This window comes from Bacillus sp. FSL W8-1143 (assembly GCF_037965155.1).
GTDB lineage: Bacteria > Bacillota > Bacilli > Bacillales > Bacillaceae > Bacillus > Bacillus pumilus.
On the sequence record NZ_CP150182.1, the window covers coordinates 1,959,872 to 1,980,715 of the forward strand.

A 20,844-nucleotide genomic window follows, 5' to 3' on the forward strand; every position below is an offset into this window, starting at 1 on the left:
GAAAAAGCGGTTGTGTGTTATTTTTTTTTGACTTCTACTTCATATTGCTCAAACGCTTCGTCAAATGTTGTCATTGAGCTTAAATAATCGCCATTTAATTCTAAATAGGCACAAAGCTCATGATAATCAGTGGACGCTTTCGGAAAGCTGTGATCCTCATAAGCAGCATTTGCAAAATGGCTGATTTCATCTTTCGGTTTTGGATGTCTGTACTTCATTAAATAATGGTAAAACGACTTCACCTGTTTTTCCCTCCGCGACACTCTATTTTGTTGTTATATTATACAGCAATTTGATGACTTGTATAGGCGGAGGTACAACTTATGATGAAAAGTCAAAGTAATTTCGCTTTAATAACCGCTCCATGCTCATTAATTCTTCGTATGAAATTTTTTCTGGAAGTGTTGTCTGATCCACTAAAATTAATTGATCTTCTATCCCTTTAACCGTCTCATCCTTTTGATATGTCATACCGCAGTGTGTGCAGGAAATGGACGGTGTTTCGATGATTTCAATGGATTGTGTGCCAGTGATCAGTTCCCAATAGACTGTTGTCTGCTCTGCGTTTGCTTTGTTTTCCTCACACCAATCACATGTCAGCAAGGTTATTTCTCCTCCTTTACAGTTTGATCTTTTTTGAGCTGCGCTTGATATTTTTTCTCTTTTAATTCATCTCGTTTTTCACGTTTGTTTTTGAGTGTGTCATGCTCAGGATTTGTCTCATATGCTTCTCTTCGTTTCATCCGGCTTAAATTCTCTGGCGTAAACGATTTCGCCTCATCCTCAAATAGTGCGGTAATACCAATTGCCGGGTCTTGTTTCTCTTCATAAATTTCATTAAAATACGCATCTGCCTGGCCTGCGACGTAATGCTCTGGTTCAGGGTAAGAGGTGATGACACCTTCAAAGTTACGAAGGACGACTTTGTCAGGGCTTTGCGATAATAAATAATTTGGCTGCAAGGCGATCTTTCCTCCGCCTCCTGGTGCATCCACAACAAAGCTTGGCACGGCATAGCCGCTCGTATGCCCTCTTAAGCCTTCTATGATTTCAAGACCTTTTGATACTGGTGTTCTAAAGTGGCCAATGCCCTCAGATAAGTCACACTGATAAATATAATATGGTCTGACCCGTATCATCACGAGATCGTGCATCAGCTTCTTCATAATCGGCACACTGTCGTTAATTCCTGCAAGGATGACGGCCTGATTACCTACAGGCACGCCGGCATTTACAAGACGTTCGCACGCTTCTTTTGCTTCTTTCGTAATTTCAATGCTTGTATTGAAATGGGTATTCAGCCAAACTGGATGATATTTTTTCAAAATCTCGCACAGCTCATCTGTAATGCGCTGCGGAAAGACGACCGGCGCGCGGGTTCCTATGCGAATGATTTCAACATGCGGAATGTCTCGTAAGTTTTTCAAAATGTATTCAAGCACTTGATCATTGATTAAGAGCCCATCTCCGCCGGAAATTAACACATCCCGCACCTCAGGTGTTTCTCTAATATATCCAATGGCAGCATCTAACTGCTTTTTTGGCACGCCCATACCGATCTGACCGGAAAAACGTCTTCTCGTACAATAGCGGCAATACATGGAGCACTGATTTGTTACAAGAAAGAGCACACGATCTGGGTACCGATGCGTTAACCCCGGGACAGGTGAGTCTTCATCTTCATGCAGCGGGTCTTCCAGGTCATATTTTGTTTTATGAAGCTCCTCAGCAATTGGCACAGATTGCATACGTACTGGACATCTTGGATCGTCTGGATTCATCAATGAGGCATAGTAGGGTGTAATGTTAAGTGGAATGGTTTTGGTGGAAATCTTCACCCCTTCTCTTTCCTCTTCTGTTAAGTTTACGACTTTCTCTAAATCTTCAAGCGTTTTCACGGTATGCGTCAGCTGCCAAATCCAGTCGTTCCACTTTTCCTCAGGTACATCTTTCCAAAGCTCAATGTCCTTCCAATGACGCGCCGGTTCATATAGTTTTTGATTCATATCCATTCCCCCTATCAGCATTCACCTTATACTATGCAAGTTATGTGCCAACATGGGAAAATGCCCCTATTCTTTATAGAAGGAGCTTTACCCGTGATATTCAATGGATGGTGATGCCTATATTTCGGCATCTGCATATTTCTTCAGTTTATATTGCAGTGTTTGTCGAGGGATTTTTAAAGCAGCAGCGGTTTTTTTTATATTGCCATGATGCTTGTTTAAAGCTTCTTGAATGAGTGTTTGTTCAAATGAAGAAACCTGACTTTTTAAGGAGACATTAAGTGTTCCTTCCTCAAGCTTCTGCGTACGTAAATGAGCAGGAAGGTATGAAGGTGTGATGTCTTCCGCTTCCTTTGGCATCATCAATACGGCATGCTCAATGGTATGTTTTAATTCTCGAACGTTCCCCGGCCAGTGGTGAGCCATAAACAATTGCTTTGTTTCTTCAGAAAGGCGTTTGACGTTTTTTGAAAACTGCTGATGATAGGTTTGAATGAAATGGCGGGAAAGCAGCGGGATGTCTTGCTTTCTCTCACGAAGCGGCGGGATATGAAAAGATGACACATGCAGTCTATAAAATAAGTCTTCTCTTAAAATTTGCTTTTTCACCGCTTCAAATGGGTCCATATTGAGTGCAGTAATGAGTCTTACATCTACTTGAATCGCTTTTGCATCTCCAATGCGGCGCACCACGCCATCCTCTAACACACGTAATAATTTCGTCTGCAGCGTGAGCGGCATCGCTTGCAGTTCATCAAGAAAAAGCGTGCCTCCATCAGCTAATTCAAAGAGCCCCTTGCGATCAATTGCGCCTGTATAGCTCCCTTTGGCAGATCCGAACAATAGGCTTTCAAGTAGCGATTCTGGGAGTGCCGCACAGTTTTGCGGAATGAACACTTGGTTTTTCCGATCAGATTCATGAACGATGGCTTGAACGAGCACTTCTTTCCCTGTCCCTGTTTCCCCGTAGACAACAACTGATGACGGATAAGCAGCAGCTTTTTTTGCCTTTTCAAGCATTTCATTTAAGAGCGGATCATTTGTTAAAAATGAAGAAAAATCATGCATTTGTTCTGCCCCAGCCGCATCGTGTATTCGTTTTTTTTGATCTAAACGATTCGAAAGGGCTGACAGCTTCGATACATCTTTTGCGACTTCGACCGCACCTATTAACTGGCTGTCTTCAATAATAGGCAATGTCGTATTGACGGTCTCAATTCTTTCGCCGTTTTTATTCAAATAGGTTTGCAGCGAATGATAAATGGGCTTCCCTGTTCTCAAAACATGCATGAGCGTACTTGTTTTTTCTGTTAAAGAGGGATACACATCAAGGATGTACTTGCCAATCACCTCTTCTTTTTGTAAACAGTCAAACTTAGCGGCATTATGATTGTAAAAGATCGTCATTCCTTGATCATCTACAACATGGATGGCTTCATCAATGGCTTCTAAAATTAATTCAAACCAGTCCGCTCTTTCGACAACCTTCCCCATTCTTTCCCCCTCACTTTCAGTGCCGAAAAACCGGCATCTATTGCCGGATTTTCAGCGGCTTGATCATCTTCATCACACGTTCTCCTGTCCTTTCATGTTTCGCTTTTTCCTTGCAACTTCCTGCTTTTTTTGTCAATAGCGTCAAAAAAGCACCCCTCTTATGAGGAGTGCTTTCGCCCTGATGTTTGATAAAGAGACATATCGAATTCTTGCAGCGATTCCATATACAGCGGCATTATCGGCTTTCCTTCTTGAAATAATGTAAATTGGGAAGGGTATAAATTAATTGGCTGATGATAAAAAGCAAATCGCTTTACAACCTCAGGGTCAATACGACAAAAAGTATGATGCATCAGTAAATAGACATCTTGTTTCCATTTAAAGAGCCGCCTGTTTGGCGGATTAAATACTGGTGACACTTGAATCATGCCGCACTCTTCATACATCTGAAGCCGTTCATTTGAAATCGTATAGATATCTTTAGGGTGAAACTGAAAATATTGCACGTCACGCTTTGAAGCAAACCGCCTTCTTTTCTGACCTTCAATATAATAGAATGTTTTCCCATGATCTGCCGTGACAACTGTATAATTAGGTACTGCCAGCATGTCTTTCATCTCATATTTCATCGCACATAACGACGGAACCCGAATGGCGCGTCTGTTTTTTTCGTTCACCCAGCACCTTTCAATTTGATGAAGATTCCCGTCTGCGATTTGGTAGTAATCCCCTTCCTTTTCAATCACCGTTCCGTCAATGAGATCATACGGCATACTCGAAAACAAATGATGAAAGGAATGAGGCGTTTTATACGTTGTATCAAGTACATCTCTTAATGGAAAAAAAGCAGCAAAATCATTCAGCCTCATCCAAAAAACAGAATCTGCATGATGCCAGTGTTTCGGCTCATCAGCCCAATATTGTCCGTATTTTTCATGAATTAGCGGAAGCAAACGCCTTCTGTGCATGACCGAACAATGGTCCACTTGAAAGGACGCATGCTCCAATATTTGGTCTGCTTCACGCACAAAGTTCATCGTCTCAACTAATTGCTTATCAACATGCACGACCCGCTGCGAGGAATACACAATATCGATATGAGGCTTCGACTGAAAAACATCCACCATTTTCTGCAAACGATCTTGATGATACACGGTATCATCGGTTAAATAACAAATGAGCTCACCTGTTATACGAGCTAGCGCTTCATTAATTAGTGTCGCATACCGTACGGTTAACAGCCGTTTTGCAGGATGAACCGTGCGTGAATACAGATGAATGCGCTCATCTTCTAAATAGGGCTGGATCTTTTGGATGGTGCCTTGTTCTGAGCCATCATCCATAATGAGAAGCTCCCAATTTGAATACGTTTGTTCCACCATACTCTTTAGCACACGATCAATGAAATCAGGTTTATTGTAGCTTGTTAAAATCACCGATACTTTCATGATCATTATCCTTTTTAGTTAGATTAAAAAGCCCCCCAGCTGACGATGTTCACGTAAGGAACATTCACTCTTAGCTGATTTGTCGCGTTTTTAAAGACCGCTACTGTATCAAAGAGCTGCACAACAACTACGTTTTGAAGGACATCTCCATTGACTAAATGAACGCGTGGCACTGGAATGCCAAGTTCAAGCCACGGACGAAGTAATTCTTTAATATCTGACACACTCTCTTCCTCACTTTCTTCTAAAAGACGAAGAAGAAGTAAAATCAAGATGACTTCAAGTACTCCTTCTGCTTCTAGTAATTCTTCGTTCCAACCATTTAATAATTGATCAAATTCCATTCATAATCCCTCTCTCTTCGCATTTAATCTTTACTAGAGTATGAGATTCACTTCATTTAGCCTCAGCATTTGAAAACATTTTTAAAAATGTGTGAAGTGATTAATTGATAAAAAGAGCAAGGAATCAGCGTTCTGCTTATACCAAAAAAAATGAACGGCATATACATAGGGGTGAGTTTGAATTGATGAAGAAAGGATGGGAAAAAATGAGCGACAAGCGTGCCGAATTAAAAAAAGAACTATTGAAAGTGTTTTTCAAACCGCTTACTCGTACATTAACAGTTAATCTTGAAGAAGGAGGAGTACAAATGGAAGAAAAATTGAATGATTTATTAAGTGAAGTGGCAGCCGAGGCATCACCTTCAGATTCTGCTACAACACTCGATGTATCTCAGCCAGCAAGATGGATTTTTGCAAGACTTGCACCAGGAACCGTCATTAGCATTGTCACTGACTCAGGTGATTTAATCGGGCCAGTTCAATTCGTAGCATTCAATGCTTTAACGGGTGTTGTATTTGTTACACAAGAAAGCTCAGTTACACCAACAGGCTCTGCAACGACTTTATTAGATGTAGATAAAGTTGAAAGTGTTACGTTCACATCTTAATGTGAGAGGGCCATCATGAAGCTTCTTTATATCAGCTCTGGCTACGGCGGAATCTATCATATGTTTGATCAATGGGTAGAAGAGAGCTTCATTGATTCCCCCTTTTCATGTGTAAAGATTGACAGAGAATCTCTACCCGCTCACATGCACAAAATCCGGACATTTTCTCCGGATTTTGTTTTGATGATGATCGGTGATCATGTTCCGAGCGAAGTGCTTCATCAATTCAAACAAGAAAAGATCCCGATCGTTTTGTGGATGACAGAAGATCCTTTTTATACAGATGTGTCAGCTGCTTGCACGCGTGATGCGCGGCTCATATTAACAATTGATGAAGGAGCTTTGCCTTTTTACAAGCAATTGGGCATAGTTGACGCCTACTACTTTCCCATTCCGGCAAATACACGTATTTTTCAAAAAAACGAATCGCCTGAAAAGATGTGCATCTACGACATTGCACTCGTTGGCTACCCTTATCCCAACCGCATGAAAGCCATTGATACACTCTTACAACAGAAAAAATGGCGAATTCTCGTTGCAGGTAAGGAATGGCATCGTCATTTAAATAAGTCACGAAGGCATGATCGCTATCTCACATTAGTGACCAATTGGCTGAGCCCTCAGCAATTGGCGGACATCTATCAGCAATCAGCGATTGTTCTTAACCCGCACAGACCGGCTCAATTTGCTTATAACAAAAACAAAGCCATGGTTCAAAATGTAAGCCTGAACAACAGAGCGTTTGATATCGCTGCAGCTGGAAGCTTTCAATTGACGGATCTACAACCGCCTCAAGCTTTTTCAAGCTTCGCTTTTTATAAAGATGAGGACGATTTGCTGGAACAGGTTGAATATTATGGATCAAATGCCGAGAAAAGAAAAGCAATCGCACGAAACAATTACGAACAAGTCGTTTCTTGGAATACATTTGAGTCATTTCCACACAGACTTTATGAGATCGTAAAAAGCGCCCTATGACCGGGCGCTTTTCTCGTTGAAATTCTTCTTATACCTAACCCTCCGCATCTCTGCGAGCCAATAAGACTTTCTCCGCTTTCTCAAGATCTTCTTCCTGTTTCACCACAAGTGATTTTTGGGAATCCATGATATACGCTCCAACAGATCCTTCTAAAAAGGAATGAATGCATTCTTTTGCATATGGAACATGAAAAGCATACACTGCTCCATTTAAACGGCCATACGTATATGGCTGCTCATGCTTTGGCATGAAAAAGTAATGATTGTCCTTATATAAAGTGGCTTCATTATTCTCATGCAGTGTCCATGTCTCATTTGGGTTTTCTAGCGCCTCTGTAAAAGATGCCACGCAGTCATAGCTCCCTTCTACTAGAAGCTGCAAGCACTTCTCAATATCTTCCGGCTGTCTTAAAGGAAACGATGGATGCAAATATAGAACAATATCAAAGGTCTTCCCCTCACGCTCTAAGTAAGCAAGCGCATGCTTCACCGCTATGAGTGACGGTGTTTGTTCTGTTACATGACTGTCTGGCAGTTCTATCACACGGGCTCCGTAGTGAGAAGAAATGATTTGTGTATTGACATCCTCTGTAGAGACGATGATTTCGTCTAACTCAATCATTTGCAGTAACGGCTGAATGGTCCAATAGATGAGCGGCCGCTCCGCCAATACGCGAATGTGTTCATCATGCTGATCGCGCCTGCTTCTAAAAGCTGGTATCAAGGCTAAAATACGATTTCCCCTATACATGTATTCCCTTCTCCCCTCGCGCAAAGCTCTCTACATATTCTTCCGAGCTGATCGCAGTACTGAAGTGTTCAGGTCTCTCATTTTTCTACTTATTCTCTTATCTCTCCATATTCTATTAAAACGTCATGCAGATGGTTATAATGTGTTCACCTAATTTATATAGAAAGTGGTTCTTTTCCTCAAACGGATACCACTCTTTCACATATGATGCAAAGTAGAGAAATGAGAGTTGGGGGATTAGATATGTCCAAAAAGATAGAAACGAGTTTGAAGGCTTTTTTTCGTGACAAAACGATATTAGTTACAGGCGGTACAGGTTCAATCGGACGTCAAATTGTGAAAAAATTAACATCATGCTCTCCAAAAAAGATTATCGTCTTCAGCAAAGATGACAGCAAACAATACATGATGAAAAATGAGTATGCGGATCACCCAGAAGTCGCCTTCGCTTTAGGCGATGTACGAGATGCAAGCCGCGTGAGACAGCTCGTCAAAGGCGTTGATATCATCTTTCATGCAGCCGCCTTAAAACAAGTACCTACTTGTGAAGACAATCCGTTTGAAGCCGTGCAAACAAATATTATCGGCGGGCAGCACATCATTGAGGCTGCAATCGAACATGAAGTCAGTCATGTTGTCAACATCTCCACAGACAAAGCAGTTTCTCCGACAAATGCCATGGGTGCAACAAAATTAATTTCAGAAAAACTATTTTTCCAAGCAAACGAAAGTATTCTGAACCAAAAAACATTGTTTTGCTCTGTGCGTTTTGGCAATGTGCTTGGATCAAGAGGTTCCGTCATTCCCATCATGCTCCAGCAGCTGTTAAATGAAAAACCTTTGACCGTAACTGATCCTCATATGACACGTTTTTTTATGTCCATCGAAGAGGCTGTCTCCCTCACACTTCAAGCAGCCATCATGATGAAAGGAGGCGAAACGTTCATTCTCAAGATGGAGTCATTACAGCTTGCTGATCTCTTAAAAGCGTTTCATGAATATGCTGCTCAAATCAATGTCTCATCTCCGGAAATTCTCGTTGTCGGGAAAAGACCTGGAGAAAAGCTTCACGAAGAGCTTACATTTCCGCACGAAGCAGATGCACTATTTGAGCATGAACAATTTTATGCCATTTTACCAAGACCAAAACTGCATGCTTCCTTTCAAAAAGTCGACTTAACCAATTACACATCCAATGAAGCGCCTCTCATTACAAAAGAAAAGCTATTCCGCATCATTGAACAATTACATCACACGCATCATAAAAAATAAAAAATCGTCACACGGAAGCAGATGCCTTCCATGTGACGATTTTTCAATAGATCAATCAAATAGATGTTTCAAATCCCCATAGCCTTCTTTTTCAAGATCATCTTTTGGGATAAACTTCAAAGCGGCTGAATTAATACAATACCGAAGACCATTTGGTCCTGGTCCATCAGGAAAGACATGACCTAGATGAGAATCAGCTGTCTTGCTGCGCACCTCTGTCCGCACCATCCCATGGCTCTTATCCACCTTCTCGGCTACTTCCTCATCTTCAAGCGGCTTTGTGAAACTCGGCCAGCCGCAATGGGCATCAAACTTATCTAAAGAAGAAAAAAGCGGCTTGCCTGAAATAATATCTACATAAATGCCTTCTTCTTTATGATCCCAGAATTCATTTTGAAATGGCGGCTCAGTGCCATTATTTTGTGTGACTTCATACTGCATTCGGTTTAATTCTTTTAGTCGTTTTTCTTTATCGTTTGTCATGATTTATCACTCCAATGGGACTCAATAAAACCCGCTCTGCCAGAACCGACATGATATCGTTCGTAGTGCATTTTGTTCTTTTTATAATAGTGCTGATGATACTCCTCTGCGGGATAAAAAGGAGCAGCATCTAAAATTTCTGTCACAATTGGCTTTTGAAAGATGCCGCTTTCGTTCAGCTTCTCTTTCGATGCCTCTGCAAGCTTTCTCTGCTCATCATGATGAACATAAATACCTGTGCGGTAGGACTCTCCTCTATCACCAAATTGCCCGCCATCATCTGTTGGGTCTATTTGCTGCCAATACAGTTCTAATAGCTTTTCATACGGGAATACGTCTGGATCAAACGTGATTTGAACCGCTTCTCTATGCCCCGTTGTATTTGTACATACTTCTTCATAGGTCGGATTCACTGTATGTCCGCCAGTATACCCTGATTCAACTTTGATAATGCCCGGCTGTTCATCAAAAGGTTTAACCATACACCAGAAGCAGCCTCCTGCAAATGTGGCTAATTCTTGTTTTTCAGACATATTAGTGCCCCCTTCATTTAAAAAATGGTATCATCATATTATAACATGATGAAAAATAATGAAAATGATACGACTTGTCTACCTAAATGATAAAAAAGCATTTTGTCGTATTTTAAAATATAATGGGGGTTTAATGATTGGAACAAAGAAAAAAAATGATGTATGAAATGGATACTTTACTGAGAACCGTATTTAAGCAGATCCGTTATGAGATTAACAGCCTGCTCGAAAACGAATTATCTCGGAATGAATTTCTCATTTTAAATCTGCTTCGTGAGCAAGGTGCAAAAAAAGTAACGGAATTTGCGTCCATTCTAGGAGTGTCAGCAAGCCATATCACAGCTGTGACCGACACACTTGTAGAAAAGGGCTGGATCACCCGTATCCGTTCTAAAGAGGATCGCCGCATCATCAAAATCCACTTAACCGATAAGGGTAAGGAAATTACTGAGCATTTTGAGAAAAAGAAAACAGAATACTTTATGGAGCGATTTGAGTCATTCGACGATGAGGAACTAAAAACAATGATCAAATTATTTAAAAAGCTGGATAAAAGTCAAAAGGATGAAGCATAGAATTTAGCGCAATGGACATGCTACGGATAAAAAGAGGTGGAATGAACCATGACAAGCCCTTATCTTTGTCCAAACTGTAAAACGAACAGAACGCGCTTTAATCTGATTGAGCAGCTTTCAGAACCTGTGAAGCTGGACCCTGCGACCGGAGCAGTTGTCGAAAGATACGAAGGAGAGCAGCTTTCTCCTTTTCACATGAGCTATCAAGGTCCTCAAATAAAAGTCCAGTGCGGTGTTTGTGGTCTCATTGAGGATGAAAAAACGTTCATTAAGCTAGCTGAATATCATCAATATTCTTCTCCTTCTTAACATGCGGGCCTGACGGAAAACGTCAGGCTTTTTTCTATGCTTCGTTTGCCTATACAGATCGCCTTTTTCATGCATACGCTACAAAAAACACCATCGCATAAGAAAGTAGGGATTGATACATGCAGCAGCTCTTTTATCATAACTATCCATACCGTCCACTCGCTGCGGGCTTCGAGCACCCTCAAAGCAGCCCTTCATCCAAAGCCTTTATTCGGCTTTTTCACGCTGCCCCAGATCTTAGTGAGCTCGCTGTTTATGTGAACCGGAATGAGGTTTTGAAAAAAATGCCTTACAGCCAGTTAACAGCCTATATGGAGTGGGATGAGGGAATGTATGAGATAGAAGTGTTCAAGTTAGCTACAAAACAAAGAGTTCTTCATTCTCGTATGAAAATTAAACGTGACGAGATTTACACCCTATGTATCACGGGTGCACATGCAGGTTTTGCGCTGCTGACAGAGCGGCAAGACCCTCTGATTCAACATAAGGACCTGTCAGCCCTTACATTTGTCCACCTTTCTCCAGACCTTCCTTCCATTGATATATATGAACGTGATCAAGGGGTGTTAGCTAAGGAGCTTCACTATGTAAACAGCACTCACATTCATCATTTCTCCCCGAATAAATATCATTTTGAATTGAAAGCCGCCGGCACTCAAAGTATACTGCTTGATATCCCAAAAGTTCATCTGCAAGCAAATCGCGCATACCTCATTCTGCTTCATGGATTTGCTAACGGAGAGCCAGAGCTTATGGCGAAGGTAGTCTTGTCTCAGCAAATATAAAAAAGAGCCTTTTCCATAAAGGAAAGGCTCTTTACGAGACATTTTCAGCTTTTTCTTGCTTTTGAAAATCAAAAGCAAGAATCATGATACCTAGAAATAATGCACAATAGGCAATATTTAAGTAAAACTGATCGATATTTTCTGCTCTTAAATCAGTGGCAGCTGTGATGCCAAAGTACGCAGCAAATAAAAACGACAGTAAACTAAAATATTGATAGACTCGCTTCATGATTTCACTCCTGACTCACTTTCTATTGCTTTGGATGATAATATGAGAACTCAATTTCATCGTTCTCTAGATCAATTTTGTTTGCTTTCACATACATATCATTCGTCAACGGCATTTCTGAAAGGCGCACTTCAACCGTTTTTTGATCCGGTTTCACATGAACGAATTCTGGCAGTTCATAGAACTGGCCCATGTAGCTTAGAACAAAACTAATCGGAATGCTCAATTGTCCAATTGAAAGGCCATCCACTTTCAAAAGCACATCACCATTATCTTCGACAGTTGGCGTAAATGAGACGTTTGCATCAATCGTCGAAGAGAAAGCTTTAATAGCGCCTGTTACTTTTACATCTTGATCGATCGCCACATGAAAGTCTGGCATATCGCTTGACCCTTGATTTTTCAAGTAATCATTGATAAAGCTGGTGAGTGATTCCTTTGAGCTAGATATATTAAAAGAATACTCGCTTTTCAATTCTTTAGTTGAAGCGGATTGACCGCCTGGCAGCAACATCAAAATACCGCAGGCAAGTACAATCAATAGATTGATTGCAAGTAAAATAAAAAATAAGCTTTTCCACTTTTTCATACGTTCACCCTATTCCTTCGGCAGTCCTTCTTTTTTCACTTTGGAGAATAAACGATTTGCCATAAGAGAGTACCCCTTTTGGTTTGGGTGGAAATCATCATCTGCCAGTAATTTTTCATCAGAATCTTCCTCAAATAAATCTGCTACATTGATCATATCAGCGTTGCCATCTTTTTTTAGTTCTTTTTTGGCGACGGCATTCCAGTCTTTGACAACTTCATCAATGTCTTTCAGCTCAGTGAGACTGAATTTAAAGGGATTATACATGCTTACATACATGATCTTCGCATGGTCATTATGTTCTCTCAGTTGAGCAAGAATGGTTTTAAAGCGCTCCTCAAAAGGCCCCTGCTCTTTTTGAAAAGGAGCAAACGTCAAATTGAGTACATTTTGACGAACGACATGCATTAAGTCATTGCCGCCGATCGTAAAGAAAATATAGTCAGCATCTTTCAGACCGTCTTGCACCTTTTTTTCTTTTAATCTTTTTAATAAATCTACCGTTCTACTGCCTTTAATGGCATAGTTTTTTAATGTGACAGATTGCACGCCGCCCACTGCTTCTAACTTGTCACGGGTCATGCCTGCATATCCTTTTTTTTGTTGATCTCCGATTCCTTCTGTTAAGGAATCTCCAACCGCTGCGATGGTAATATGTTCTTTTACGTCTTGTGTGTCTTCTAGTTTATCCTTTATGCCAGCCTCTTGCGCGGAACATGCAGAAAGAACAAAAGCTAGAGACATCACAATCAAAATCAAACGAGCCTTCAAACGATGATGTCCCTCCTTTTTCTGATTAAAAAAGTGTATCATGTTTTTGCTCATTTGAACATCTTTATGCTAGCTTCGGATCAGCGTTTTGATGTCCTTGATGATGTCTTCATATGGCGTGTTTTGTACACCATCATAATTTTTCATCACTTTTCCTTCTTGATCAACTAGGAAAAACAATGACTGATGGATCACTTGGTCTTCATCTTCAGGTTTCTTCACAATGGTTTTAAAGCTTTTCATTGCGAATTTTTCAATTGCTGACTGCGAGTAACCAGTGAGGAAATCCCAATTTTTAAAGGATAAAGGATATGCTTTTGCAAATTCTTTTAGCTTTTTCGGTGAATCTACCTCCGGGTCCACGCTAAAGGAAATGATATGCGCATCCAATTTTTCTTCTTTTAACCGTTTTTGCAGCTCTGTCATATGCGCAGTCATCGGCGGACAGATCGTTTCACAGCTTGTGAAAATAAAATCTGCCACCCATACTTTCCCCTTCAAATCATCCAATGACACCTTTTGTCCATCCTGATTTTCATATTCAAACGGCTGTATTTGATAATTTAACGCATCTTTGATTTGTCCATTTGAACATGAGACTAAAAGAAGCACGCTTATGATCATAAGCGCACCAAGTGAGGCTCCCCTTTTTTTAAGCATGGTACGTCCATCCCCTTTTTCAAGTCAATCGGTATAAAAAGTAAAGCCTATTGCACCTTTTCCAGTGTGACACGAAATAATCGGTGTTGTGTAGGCGATGTCAACAGGTGCTTCAGGTGTATGGTCAAGCAGCGCTGATTTGAGCTTTTCAGCGAGTTCTAATGCATCTGCATGCGCTATCCCAATGGCTTGAACTGTTTTTCCTTTCACCGCCTGTACATACTGTTTGGTTAAATAGCGGACAAGAGCAGAATAGCTTCTCACATTCGCTTCTGGCGTGTAAACCCCGTCTGTTAAGCTCGCAATTGGTTTGATGTGAAGAAGTGAGCCGATCAGCGCCTTCCCTCTTCCAATTCTTCCACCTTTCACGAGATTTTCTAATGTATCGATTGTGACAAATAGCTTTGTTCCAAGACGGATTTTATCCATTTCTTTGATGATGTCTTCACGGCTTGCACCATTTTGTGCAAGTTCGGCTGCTTTGGTGACTTGAAACCCTAATCCATATGAAATAAAGTTTGAATCAATCACCGTGATGTTTCCGTCTACCATTTTCGAAGCGCTTTCAGCAGTTTGAACCGTACCACTCATCCCACCCGTTAAATGGATACTAATGACTTCGCTTCCATCTGCCGTCAGCCTTTCATATAATTCGACGAATTGACCGATCGCAGGTTGAGACGTTTTCGGCAATTCCTCAGCGGCCTCCATTTTTTCAATAAATTCATCTGGCTGTATATTCACTCGGTCAATATAATCAACCCCAGAAATGGAGATATTGAGCGGAATTACGTGAATGGAAAGATCATTGATTTTTTCTTGCGGAAGGTCCACTGTTGAATCTGTTACAATTTTAATTTGTTTCACTATCGTCTCATCCTTGCTGTCTTAGTCTTTACTTATGATATTACCTTATTTCGTGCAAACTTGAAAACAACTGTCATGACGTTTTTGAAATTGTCACATTTTCTTCTTATCATGAAAAAAATCCTTGCCAAGCTGAGCAGCAGCCATTTTAAAACAGCCGCTCACTCCCTTTGACAAAGATTCCTTTTTACGCATTGTGTTTCAGTGTAGGCTCCTGATAGATCTGCTCATATGTGCTCCACTTGACGTTACGTTTCACATCCTCTCTGAAAGAGTACACAGCTCTCTTTCCTTTAGATACATAGACTTTTTTCAAGAAAGCTTCAAGTCTAAAGGTGAGCATGAAACGATACGGCTCATCTCCCTTTAGTACAGGAACTTCTGTTACCTTGATCTGAGCTCCATCCATCCGTCTAAAACATATTGTTTTGAGCAGCACAAACGATCAATCCTCTTTTCCAATGTTCTGTTACGCCTAAATAAATAGGTGGAATAAATCTTGATCTTTATTCACTTCAACATAATGGAATCCTTTTTTATTCATCCGTTCAATGAGCGCCGCATAGTCATCTCTTTCTTTCAATTCGATGCCAACAAGCGCGGGTCCTTTGCTTCGGTTATTCTTTTTCGTATATTCAAAGCGGGAGATATCATCATTTGGCCCTAATACTTCATCTAAAAATTCCCGAAGCGCACCTGCTCTTTGCGGAAAATTGACAATGAAATAATGTTGCAGCCCTTCATAGATCATCGACCGTTCTTTGATTTCCTGCATTCTGCCAATATCATTATTTCCTCCACTGACAATACAGACTACATTTTTCCCTTTAATCTCCTCGCGATGGGCATCCAGCGCTGCGATCGGAAGTGCGCCTGCCGGCTCTGCTACAATCGCACATTGATTATAAAGCTCTAAAATGGTTGTACATACTTTTCCTTCAGGTACAAGACTAATTTTATCGACAACAGACTGTAACGATGTAAACGTCTTTTCGCCAATCCGCTGAACCGCTGCTCCGTCTACAAACTTATCAATGGAATCAAGTGTCACAACCTTGCCCTTTTCATGAGAGGCATGGAGTGAAGCTGCGCCAAGTGGTTCGACGGCAATGATTTCGGTTTCTGGGGCGATATTTTTGATATATGTACCAACTCCAGATAACAGACCTCCACCTCCAACACTTGCAAATAAAAAGTGAGGCTCCACTTCGATATCATTTAATATTTCTACAGCAGTCGTTCCTTGTCCTGCCATCACATCTAGATCATCAAACGGATGGATAAACTCACGCTTTTCTTCATCTCCGCATTTAACTGCTTCATGATATGAATCATCAAACGTATCTCCGGTTAAGATAATTTCAACATATTCTTTTCCGAAAAGCTCTACTTGAGATACTTTTTGCCTTGGTGTCGTAGCAGGCATAAAGATTTTTCCGTGGATACCTAGATATTTACAAGAATAGGCAACACCTTGTGCGTGATTTCCTGCACTTGCGCAGACAATGCCGTTTTTTAGTTTATCTTTTGGAAGCTGGCTCATTTTATTAAAAGCGCCTCTTAATTTAAAGGAACGAACTACTTGCAGATCCTCTCTTTTTAAGTAGACATTACATTCATATCGTTCAGAAAGTCGCTCATTTTTTTGAAGAGGTGTATGAATGACTACATCCTTCAAATTTTGATGGGCCTTTAAAATGTCTTTCACTTGAATTAGCGTGTTTTCTTTGAGCAACGGTTTCATGTACAAGATCCTTTCTCTTTAACCTTATTTAATTTGTCATTATAACATGAATATTCAAAAAATAAACCAATAGATCATAGATCAAGCATAAATTTCATAAACTTTTTCGTTTCTCTGTACATTTGGTTTTATTGGGTGTTAAAATAGAACCAATTAGAACCATAAAGAAAGGAATCACCCGATGACCACACATTCGTTTACGTCTATATATGGAGAGCATCAAGAAATGAAGCGTGCCATTCACCTGGCAAAGCAATTCACAAAGCACGCGCAGCCTGTCTTGATCACAGGAGACATTGGCACAGGCAAAACACGATTTGCCCATGAAATTGCTCATGCATCGGCTCCAAACGCTTCACTGACACATCTATATTGCCCCATCTTAGATGAAGATACCTTGCAGAAAGCCTTCACGGAAAAGACCCGTCAAATCCTTTATTTAGACGAAATCGCCGCATTAAGTATTCCTATGCAGCATCAGGTTGTTCGTTTTCTAGAAACATCTCCTGCAACAAAAATCATTGCCACTTCGTCTTTATCAATAGAGGCATTGAGGGTTTCATCTACCTTTTTACCTGAGCTGTTTTATCGCTTAAATGTTTTCCATTTGCCCTTACCGTCATTAGCAGATCGAAAAACTGACATTCCTGTGTTAACAACTGCTTTCTTTCAGGAGCTGAGCATGGCGCCTGATATTGATCCAAGTGTTTGGGAAACCTTGCAGGAGTATCCGTTTGAAGGAAACGTACAGGAACTCAAAAATATCGTTCATTATGCTGCAGTCATTCTCGAGGGGCAAACGGTATTTTTACACCACCTGCCGCCTTTTGTGTTAACCCCTCTTTCGCCGGAGGTAAAAGGAAAAAAGGAAGATCATCAGCTCACACTAATGGAAAAACAAGAGTTTGTTTTCCTGCTAGAAGCCATTAAATCTCTCAATGAGAAAGGTGAAGCAGCCAGCAGACGCATCTTGTCTGAATTAAGCAAGCAAGGCGACATCCCGCTGACCCCTCAGCAGGTGAGGAGCCGATTAGATGACCTTGAGAAAAAAGCATACGTGACGAAAGGAAAAGGCAGGGCCGGCACAAAGATTACACTTGAAGGTCTTTCATTCCTGAAGTCACTTGATGGTTATATACCGGTTCAATAAAAGGAGGACATCCATTGTTTACTGTAAAAGAAGAAATTGCAAACGCCATTACACATGGCATTGGCGTTATTTTATCCATACCAGCCATTGTTTTTCTCGTGTTATTCGCTGTTCAATACGGCACTGTCACAGAGATCGTGAGCTTTTCAATATTTGGGGCATCCATGCTGCTGCTCTATTTAAGCTCGACCTTGCTTCATAGCATTCGGCACAAAAAAACAAAAGATGTATTTGAAATCCTCGACCACTCGGCTATTTATGTATTGATTGCTGGTACCTATACGCCCTTTTTACTCGGACCATTAAAAGGCGCACTCGGCTATACGCTTCTTGCAATTGTATGGGCTCTTGCTGCTGGCGGAATTGTCTTTAAAATCTTTTTCGTCAAACGGTTTATCATTGTGTCCACCCTCGTTTATTTATTAATGGGCTGGATGATTATCATTGCCATCAAACCACTTTACATTGGATTAACGGGCGCAGGATTTGGCCTCTTGCTGTTAGGCGGTCTATTGTATTCGGTCGGAACCATCTTTTATATTTGGCGGAAAATCCCCTATCATCATGCCATTTGGCACAGCTTTGTTCTCGGCGGCAGTGCATCCATGTTCTTCTGCATTCTCTTCTACTGTGTGAACATTCCTGCTGCATGAAAAAAACCAGCATCCGAAAGTGGATGCTGGTTTTTCTATGCTCGCTTTTGGGCGTAATCGTTCATCATGACAGGTGCTTTAATATGAATATCAACATTAACAGGGCGCAGCCTTTTCACGACTTTCCCAGTTAATAGACGATCCGTTCCACTTGTTTCAACCGGTACAAGCAGACAATCACAATCTTCAGCAAGTGCCTCTGCCATGTAACGATATGATTCTGAAAGCAATACACTCTGCCCCGATAAGATTCTTTCCTTTACTTCTTCTAATAAGGCATCATCAGATTGATTCTGATGAATAACCGCCATCTTCTTCAGCCATTGTTTTAAAATGGGATATCGAAAAAGATTCGGCTTTGCCATGAAAGCAAATGGTTTTTCAAGGTGACCAATCAATAATGTCGTTGTGACTGGATTCAGTGCCTGTGTGATATAAATAACGGGTCCATCTGGCAGCTTCTTTTGCTGGTGAATGGTCATGACTGATCCTGACTGGTCAATACATCCCCGGGCAAACCTTTTTGCATGCTCATGATTGAGATGCATTCGTTTCGTATAGGAAATGCGTGGATCAGTTAATTCATGAGCATGCAAATGCCTCATACTTTTAAAAAAGGATACAACAACATAAAGCGTTAAAAACCAATAACGAAACAACCGTACTCCTCCTACTCATTTATCCTTTTTTGTCATATACGACAAATTCATAATTGTAGGGGTTCTTTTCGTCACGATGGCCTTTTTCGCGTGATACAACCGTCCATTCGTTTTCATTGTAATCAGGAAAGTAGCGGTCTCCTTCAAACGCATGGTGAATATGCGTGATATATAGACGATCCGCATATGGCATCATTTCTTCATACAGCTTAGACCCGCCGATGATAAATAACTCAGTCTCGCTTTCCCCAATTGCCAAAATATCGGCAATGGAATGGACAACCTCGCATCCTTCTGCTTCAAAAGAAGAACTTGTTGTGAGCACGATATTTCGGCGGTTAGGCAGCGCTCGTCCAATGGATTCAAACGTTTTTCTGCCCATGACAATCGTATGGCCGCCTGTGACCTTCTTAAAATACGCTAAATCAGCTGGTAAATGCCAAGGCATTTGATTATCTTGACCAATGACTCTGTCTTTTCCTGTCGCCACAATCATCGAAATCATACACTGACTTCTCCTTTAATATGCGGATGCGGATCATAGTTCTCAAGTACAAAATCATCGAACGTGAAATCGAAAATGCTCTTCACATCTCTTGTGATGCGAAGCTGCGGAAGCGTGCGTTCCTCGCGCTCTAGCTGCATTTTCACCTGCGGAAGATGATTCTGATAAATATGTGCATCTCCTAGCGTATGAACAAACTCTCCTGGCTCAAGATTTGTGACTTTGGCAATCATCATCGTGAGAAGAGCATATGAAGCAATATTAAATGGCACGCCTAAAAAGATATCTGCCGATCTTTGATAAAGCTGGCAAGAAAGCTTCCCGTTTGATACGTAAAATTGAAACAGACAATGACATGGTGGCAGTGCCATTTGATCAATTTCAGCCGGGTTCCAAGCGCTGACGATCAGTCTTCTTGAATTCGGATTATGCTCGATATCGTGGATCAGCTTTGTGATCTGATCCACTGTCTCACCGTCCCCACTAGCCCAAGATCGCCACTGCGCTCCGTATACACGGCCCAGTTCGCCATTTTCATCTGCCCATTCGTTCCAAATACGGACACCATTTTCCTGAAGATATTTGACATTTGTATCACCTTTTAAAAACCACAGTAACTCATGAATAATTGATTTCAGGTGCAATTTCTTTGTTGTTAACAGCGGAAATCCTTCCTGCAAATCAAATCTCATCTGGTAACCGAACGTGCTGATTGTACCTGTTCCCGTTCTGTCACCTTTTTCATCCCCGTGCTGTAATACATGACGGCATAACTCTTTGTATTGTTTCATTTTTTTCATCCTTTATTTATGTTCTTGTTGTAGTTTACCTTATTTCCGCTTTTGTTTAAACACCAAAAAAACATGCCTGCATAATCATGAGCAGACATGTTTTTCTTTTATACTTGATTCACTCGATCCTGCTCTTCGTCCTTAATATCTTGGTGTGAGTGAGCAATACGGCTAGCTGCTGCTGCGGCAAGCGCGGCGACAAGATCATCAAGGAAGGTATGCACTTCACCTGGACGCCCTTCATCTAATTCCTTGATAATACCAAATTTCTCTTTATCTAAATAACCGAAGTTGGTCAAGCCGATTGATCCATATACATTGACAATGGAAAGCGGAATAATCTCATCAATTCCATATAGCGGCTCATCTGTTTCAACTAAGTGCTGCAAAGGTTCTGGCAACAGCTTTTTTTCTGCCAGCTGATCAAGGGCAAGTCCTGTTAAAACCGCATGGACAATTTCCCTTTTATTCAACACTTTTTCAACATTTTCAATACAGACACTAAGTGGAAGGTTTGGATGATATTTTTCTTGAAGCTTTAGCACAATGTGTGCAATATCTTCAATTTTCACTCCGCGTTCGTTTAACATTCGTTTTGTAATCTGCACCATTTCGTTCATTGTATACTTTTTCAATTGGC

At 40.9% G+C, this 20,844-nt stretch carries 28 protein-coding genes; 8 read left to right on the forward strand and 20 right to left on the reverse strand.

What is annotated here, in order from left to right:
• Positions 1 to 17: 17 nt before the first annotated feature.
• From NSQ36_RS09680 to cgeC, 6 genes are all read right to left on the reverse strand, one after another.
• Complete coding sequence (locus NSQ36_RS09680) at positions 18 to 242, reverse strand: YozE family protein (protein WP_003215834.1); 225 nt, start codon at positions 240 to 242, stop codon at positions 18 to 20.
• Positions 243 to 321: 79 nt separating this feature from the next.
• Positions 322 to 603, reverse strand: a complete 282-nt coding sequence (locus NSQ36_RS09685) for a YokU family protein (RefSeq protein ID WP_339205600.1) — start codon at positions 601 to 603, stop codon at positions 322 to 324.
• Positions 604 to 605: 2 nt separating this feature from the next.
• Positions 606 to 2,006 carry a lysine 2,3-aminomutase gene (ablA, locus tag NSQ36_RS09690; RefSeq protein ID WP_003215473.1) on the reverse strand — a complete coding sequence of 467 codons (1,401 nt, stop codon included), beginning with the start codon at positions 2,004 to 2,006 and terminating at the stop codon, positions 606 to 608.
• A 117-nt stretch (positions 2,007 to 2,123) separates the two neighbouring features.
• Entirely contained in the window at positions 2,124 to 3,500 is a 1,377-nt protein-coding gene (locus NSQ36_RS09695) for a sigma 54-interacting transcriptional regulator (RefSeq protein ID WP_339205601.1), read from the reverse strand.
• 158 nt (positions 3,501 to 3,658) lie between these two features.
• On the reverse strand, positions 3,659 to 4,954 hold the full coding sequence (locus NSQ36_RS09700) for a glycosyltransferase family A protein (RefSeq protein WP_310024907.1): 1,296 nt from the start codon (positions 4,952 to 4,954) through the stop codon (positions 3,659 to 3,661).
• Between the two features lie 17 nt (positions 4,955 to 4,971).
• On the reverse strand, positions 4,972 to 5,292 hold the full coding sequence (gene cgeC / locus NSQ36_RS09705; protein ID WP_050943905.1) for a spore maturation protein CgeC: 321 nt from the start codon (positions 5,290 to 5,292) through the stop codon (positions 4,972 to 4,974).
• 206 nt (positions 5,293 to 5,498) lie between these two features.
• Here cgeC and NSQ36_RS09710 point away from each other — a divergent pair, with 206 nt between their 5' ends.
• Positions 5,499 to 5,900 (forward strand): hypothetical protein, encoded by a 402-nt coding sequence (locus NSQ36_RS09710; protein ID WP_065098203.1) that lies wholly within the window; start codon positions 5,499 to 5,501, stop codon positions 5,898 to 5,900.
• A gap of 15 nt (positions 5,901 to 5,915) precedes the next feature.
• Positions 5,916 to 6,878: a DUF3880 domain-containing protein gene (locus NSQ36_RS09715; protein WP_339205604.1), complete on the forward strand. Its 963-nt coding sequence runs from the start codon at positions 5,916 to 5,918 to the stop codon at positions 6,876 to 6,878.
• A gap of 34 nt (positions 6,879 to 6,912) precedes the next feature.
• Here the strand turns inward: NSQ36_RS09715 and NSQ36_RS09720 are convergent, their stop codons facing one another.
• Positions 6,913 to 7,629 carry an acylneuraminate cytidylyltransferase gene (locus NSQ36_RS09720; RefSeq protein ID WP_253622493.1) on the reverse strand — a complete coding sequence of 239 codons (717 nt, stop codon included), beginning with the start codon at positions 7,627 to 7,629 and terminating at the stop codon, positions 6,913 to 6,915.
• Between the two features lie 243 nt (positions 7,630 to 7,872).
• Here NSQ36_RS09720 and NSQ36_RS09725 point away from each other — a divergent pair, with 243 nt between their 5' ends.
• Positions 7,873 to 8,901 (forward strand): SDR family NAD(P)-dependent oxidoreductase, encoded by a 1,029-nt coding sequence (locus tag NSQ36_RS09725; RefSeq protein WP_050943901.1) that lies wholly within the window; start codon positions 7,873 to 7,875, stop codon positions 8,899 to 8,901.
• A 51-nt stretch (positions 8,902 to 8,952) separates the two neighbouring features.
• On the opposite strand, the gene msrB is transcribed toward NSQ36_RS09725, so the two are convergent.
• Positions 8,953 to 9,384, reverse strand: a complete 432-nt coding sequence (gene msrB / locus NSQ36_RS09730) for a peptide-methionine (R)-S-oxide reductase MsrB (protein WP_012010290.1) — start codon at positions 9,382 to 9,384, stop codon at positions 8,953 to 8,955.
• Entirely contained in the window at positions 9,381 to 9,917 is a 537-nt protein-coding gene (msrA, locus tag NSQ36_RS09735) for a peptide-methionine (S)-S-oxide reductase MsrA (RefSeq protein WP_050943900.1), read from the reverse strand. The genes msrB and msrA overlap by 4 nt, the downstream gene beginning before the upstream one ends.
• A gap of 137 nt (positions 9,918 to 10,054) precedes the next feature.
• Here msrA and NSQ36_RS09740 point away from each other — a divergent pair, with 137 nt between their 5' ends.
• From NSQ36_RS09740 to NSQ36_RS09750, 3 genes are all read left to right on the forward strand, one after another.
• Positions 10,055 to 10,492, forward strand: a complete 438-nt coding sequence (locus NSQ36_RS09740; protein WP_050943899.1) for a MarR family transcriptional regulator — start codon at positions 10,055 to 10,057, stop codon at positions 10,490 to 10,492.
• Between the two features lie 48 nt (positions 10,493 to 10,540).
• Positions 10,541 to 10,801, forward strand: coding sequence for a hypothetical protein (locus NSQ36_RS09745; RefSeq protein WP_012010293.1), 261 nt, complete (start codon positions 10,541 to 10,543; stop codon positions 10,799 to 10,801).
• 119 nt (positions 10,802 to 10,920) lie between these two features.
• On the forward strand, positions 10,921 to 11,586 hold the full coding sequence (locus NSQ36_RS09750) for a DUF4397 domain-containing protein (RefSeq protein WP_212045990.1): 666 nt from the start codon (positions 10,921 to 10,923) through the stop codon (positions 11,584 to 11,586).
• Positions 11,587 to 11,617: 31 nt separating this feature from the next.
• Here the strand turns inward: NSQ36_RS09750 and ypmT are convergent, their stop codons facing one another.
• From ypmT to ilvA, 7 genes are all read right to left on the reverse strand, one after another.
• Complete coding sequence (gene ypmT / locus NSQ36_RS09755) at positions 11,618 to 11,815, reverse strand: protein YpmT (RefSeq protein WP_144486325.1); 198 nt, start codon at positions 11,813 to 11,815, stop codon at positions 11,618 to 11,620.
• Between the two features lie 22 nt (positions 11,816 to 11,837).
• Positions 11,838 to 12,404, reverse strand: a complete 567-nt coding sequence (locus tag NSQ36_RS09760) for a YpmS family protein (protein WP_044141181.1) — start codon at positions 12,402 to 12,404, stop codon at positions 11,838 to 11,840.
• A gap of 9 nt (positions 12,405 to 12,413) precedes the next feature.
• Positions 12,414 to 13,175 carry an SGNH/GDSL hydrolase family protein gene (locus NSQ36_RS09765; RefSeq protein WP_339205606.1) on the reverse strand — a complete coding sequence of 254 codons (762 nt, stop codon included), beginning with the start codon at positions 13,173 to 13,175 and terminating at the stop codon, positions 12,414 to 12,416.
• Between the two features lie 69 nt (positions 13,176 to 13,244).
• Positions 13,245 to 13,835, reverse strand: coding sequence for an SCO family protein (locus tag NSQ36_RS09770; protein ID WP_322000530.1), 591 nt, complete (start codon positions 13,833 to 13,835; stop codon positions 13,245 to 13,247).
• 24 nt (positions 13,836 to 13,859) lie between these two features.
• Positions 13,860 to 14,702, reverse strand: coding sequence for a DegV family protein (locus NSQ36_RS09775; protein ID WP_003215944.1), 843 nt, complete (start codon positions 14,700 to 14,702; stop codon positions 13,860 to 13,862).
• A gap of 187 nt (positions 14,703 to 14,889) precedes the next feature.
• Positions 14,890 to 15,141 carry a YpmP family protein gene (locus NSQ36_RS09780; RefSeq protein WP_003215729.1) on the reverse strand — a complete coding sequence of 84 codons (252 nt, stop codon included), beginning with the start codon at positions 15,139 to 15,141 and terminating at the stop codon, positions 14,890 to 14,892.
• Positions 15,142 to 15,177: 36 nt separating this feature from the next.
• On the reverse strand, positions 15,178 to 16,446 hold the full coding sequence (ilvA, locus tag NSQ36_RS09785) for a threonine ammonia-lyase IlvA (protein WP_003215464.1): 1,269 nt from the start codon (positions 16,444 to 16,446) through the stop codon (positions 15,178 to 15,180).
• Between the two features lie 181 nt (positions 16,447 to 16,627).
• Here ilvA and NSQ36_RS09790 point away from each other — a divergent pair, with 181 nt between their 5' ends.
• The gene (locus tag NSQ36_RS09790; RefSeq protein ID WP_322000532.1) at positions 16,628 to 17,596 is read left to right on the forward strand and encodes a sigma 54-interacting transcriptional regulator; all 969 of its coding nucleotides are present in this window, start codon (positions 16,628 to 16,630) and stop codon (positions 17,594 to 17,596) included.
• A gap of 14 nt (positions 17,597 to 17,610) precedes the next feature.
• Positions 17,611 to 18,249, forward strand: coding sequence for a hemolysin III family protein (locus tag NSQ36_RS09795; RefSeq protein ID WP_268458287.1), 639 nt, complete (start codon positions 17,611 to 17,613; stop codon positions 18,247 to 18,249).
• Positions 18,250 to 18,284: 35 nt separating this feature from the next.
• On the opposite strand, the gene NSQ36_RS09800 is transcribed toward NSQ36_RS09795, so the two are convergent.
• The 4 genes from NSQ36_RS09800 to NSQ36_RS09815 form a co-directional block, all read right to left on the reverse strand.
• Complete coding sequence (locus NSQ36_RS09800) at positions 18,285 to 18,908, reverse strand: 1-acyl-sn-glycerol-3-phosphate acyltransferase (protein ID WP_339205610.1); 624 nt, start codon at positions 18,906 to 18,908, stop codon at positions 18,285 to 18,287.
• Positions 18,909 to 18,927: 19 nt separating this feature from the next.
• Entirely contained in the window at positions 18,928 to 19,413 is a 486-nt protein-coding gene (gene folA, locus NSQ36_RS09805) for a type 3 dihydrofolate reductase (RefSeq protein WP_044141173.1), read from the reverse strand.
• On the reverse strand, positions 19,410 to 20,204 hold the full coding sequence (locus NSQ36_RS09810; RefSeq protein WP_050943892.1) for a thymidylate synthase: 795 nt from the start codon (positions 20,202 to 20,204) through the stop codon (positions 19,410 to 19,412). The genes folA and NSQ36_RS09810 overlap by 4 nt, the downstream gene beginning before the upstream one ends.
• 107 nt (positions 20,205 to 20,311) lie before the next feature.
• Positions 20,312 to 20,839, reverse strand: a complete 528-nt coding sequence (locus tag NSQ36_RS09815) for a phosphatidylglycerophosphatase A (RefSeq protein ID WP_003215861.1) — start codon at positions 20,837 to 20,839, stop codon at positions 20,312 to 20,314.
• Between the last annotated feature and the right edge of the window lie 5 nt (positions 20,840 to 20,844).

What these genes read in the sequence shown, in the direction of transcription:
- ablA (WP_003215473.1), bottom strand. Translation starts at nt 2,006, where the DNA reads ATGAATCAAAAACTATATGAACCGGCGCGTCATTGGAAGGACATTGAG.
- NSQ36_RS09695 (WP_339205601.1), bottom strand. Translation starts at nt 3,500, where the DNA reads ATGGGGAAGGTTGTCGAAAGAGCGGACTGGTTTGAATTAATTTTAGAA.
- NSQ36_RS09700 (WP_310024907.1), bottom strand. Translation starts at nt 4,954, where the DNA reads ATGATCATGAAAGTATCGGTGATTTTAACAAGCTACAATAAACCTGAT.
- cgeC (WP_050943905.1), bottom strand. Translation starts at nt 5,292, where the DNA reads ATGGAATTTGATCAATTATTAAATGGTTGGAACGAAGAATTACTAGAA.
- NSQ36_RS09710 (WP_065098203.1), top strand. Translation starts at nt 5,499, where the DNA reads ATGAGCGACAAGCGTGCCGAATTAAAAAAAGAACTATTGAAAGTGTTT.
- NSQ36_RS09715 (WP_339205604.1), top strand. Translation starts at nt 5,916, where the DNA reads ATGAAGCTTCTTTATATCAGCTCTGGCTACGGCGGAATCTATCATATG.
- NSQ36_RS09720 (WP_253622493.1), bottom strand. Translation starts at nt 7,629, where the DNA reads ATGTATAGGGGAAATCGTATTTTAGCCTTGATACCAGCTTTTAGAAGC.
- NSQ36_RS09725 (WP_050943901.1), top strand. Translation starts at nt 7,873, where the DNA reads ATGTCCAAAAAGATAGAAACGAGTTTGAAGGCTTTTTTTCGTGACAAA.
- msrB (WP_012010290.1), bottom strand. Translation starts at nt 9,384, where the DNA reads ATGACAAACGATAAAGAAAAACGACTAAAAGAATTAAACCGAATGCAG.
- msrA (WP_050943900.1), bottom strand. Translation starts at nt 9,917, where the DNA reads ATGTCTGAAAAACAAGAATTAGCCACATTTGCAGGAGGCTGCTTCTGG.
- NSQ36_RS09745 (WP_012010293.1), top strand. Translation starts at nt 10,541, where the DNA reads ATGACAAGCCCTTATCTTTGTCCAAACTGTAAAACGAACAGAACGCGC.
- NSQ36_RS09750 (WP_212045990.1), top strand. Translation starts at nt 10,921, where the DNA reads ATGCAGCAGCTCTTTTATCATAACTATCCATACCGTCCACTCGCTGCG.
- ypmT (WP_144486325.1), bottom strand. Translation starts at nt 11,815, where the DNA reads ATGAAGCGAGTCTATCAATATTTTAGTTTACTGTCGTTTTTATTTGCT.
- NSQ36_RS09760 (WP_044141181.1), bottom strand. Translation starts at nt 12,404, where the DNA reads ATGAAAAAGTGGAAAAGCTTATTTTTTATTTTACTTGCAATCAATCTA.
- NSQ36_RS09770 (WP_322000530.1), bottom strand. Translation starts at nt 13,835, where the DNA reads ATGCTTAAAAAAAGGGGAGCCTCACTTGGTGCGCTTATGATCATAAGC.
- ilvA (WP_003215464.1), bottom strand. Translation starts at nt 16,446, where the DNA reads ATGAAACCGTTGCTCAAAGAAAACACGCTAATTCAAGTGAAAGACATT.
- NSQ36_RS09790 (WP_322000532.1), top strand. Translation starts at nt 16,628, where the DNA reads ATGACCACACATTCGTTTACGTCTATATATGGAGAGCATCAAGAAATG.
- folA (WP_044141173.1), bottom strand. Translation starts at nt 19,413, where the DNA reads ATGATTTCGATGATTGTGGCGACAGGAAAAGACAGAGTCATTGGTCAA.
- NSQ36_RS09810 (WP_050943892.1), bottom strand. Translation starts at nt 20,204, where the DNA reads ATGAAACAATACAAAGAGTTATGCCGTCATGTATTACAGCACGGGGAT.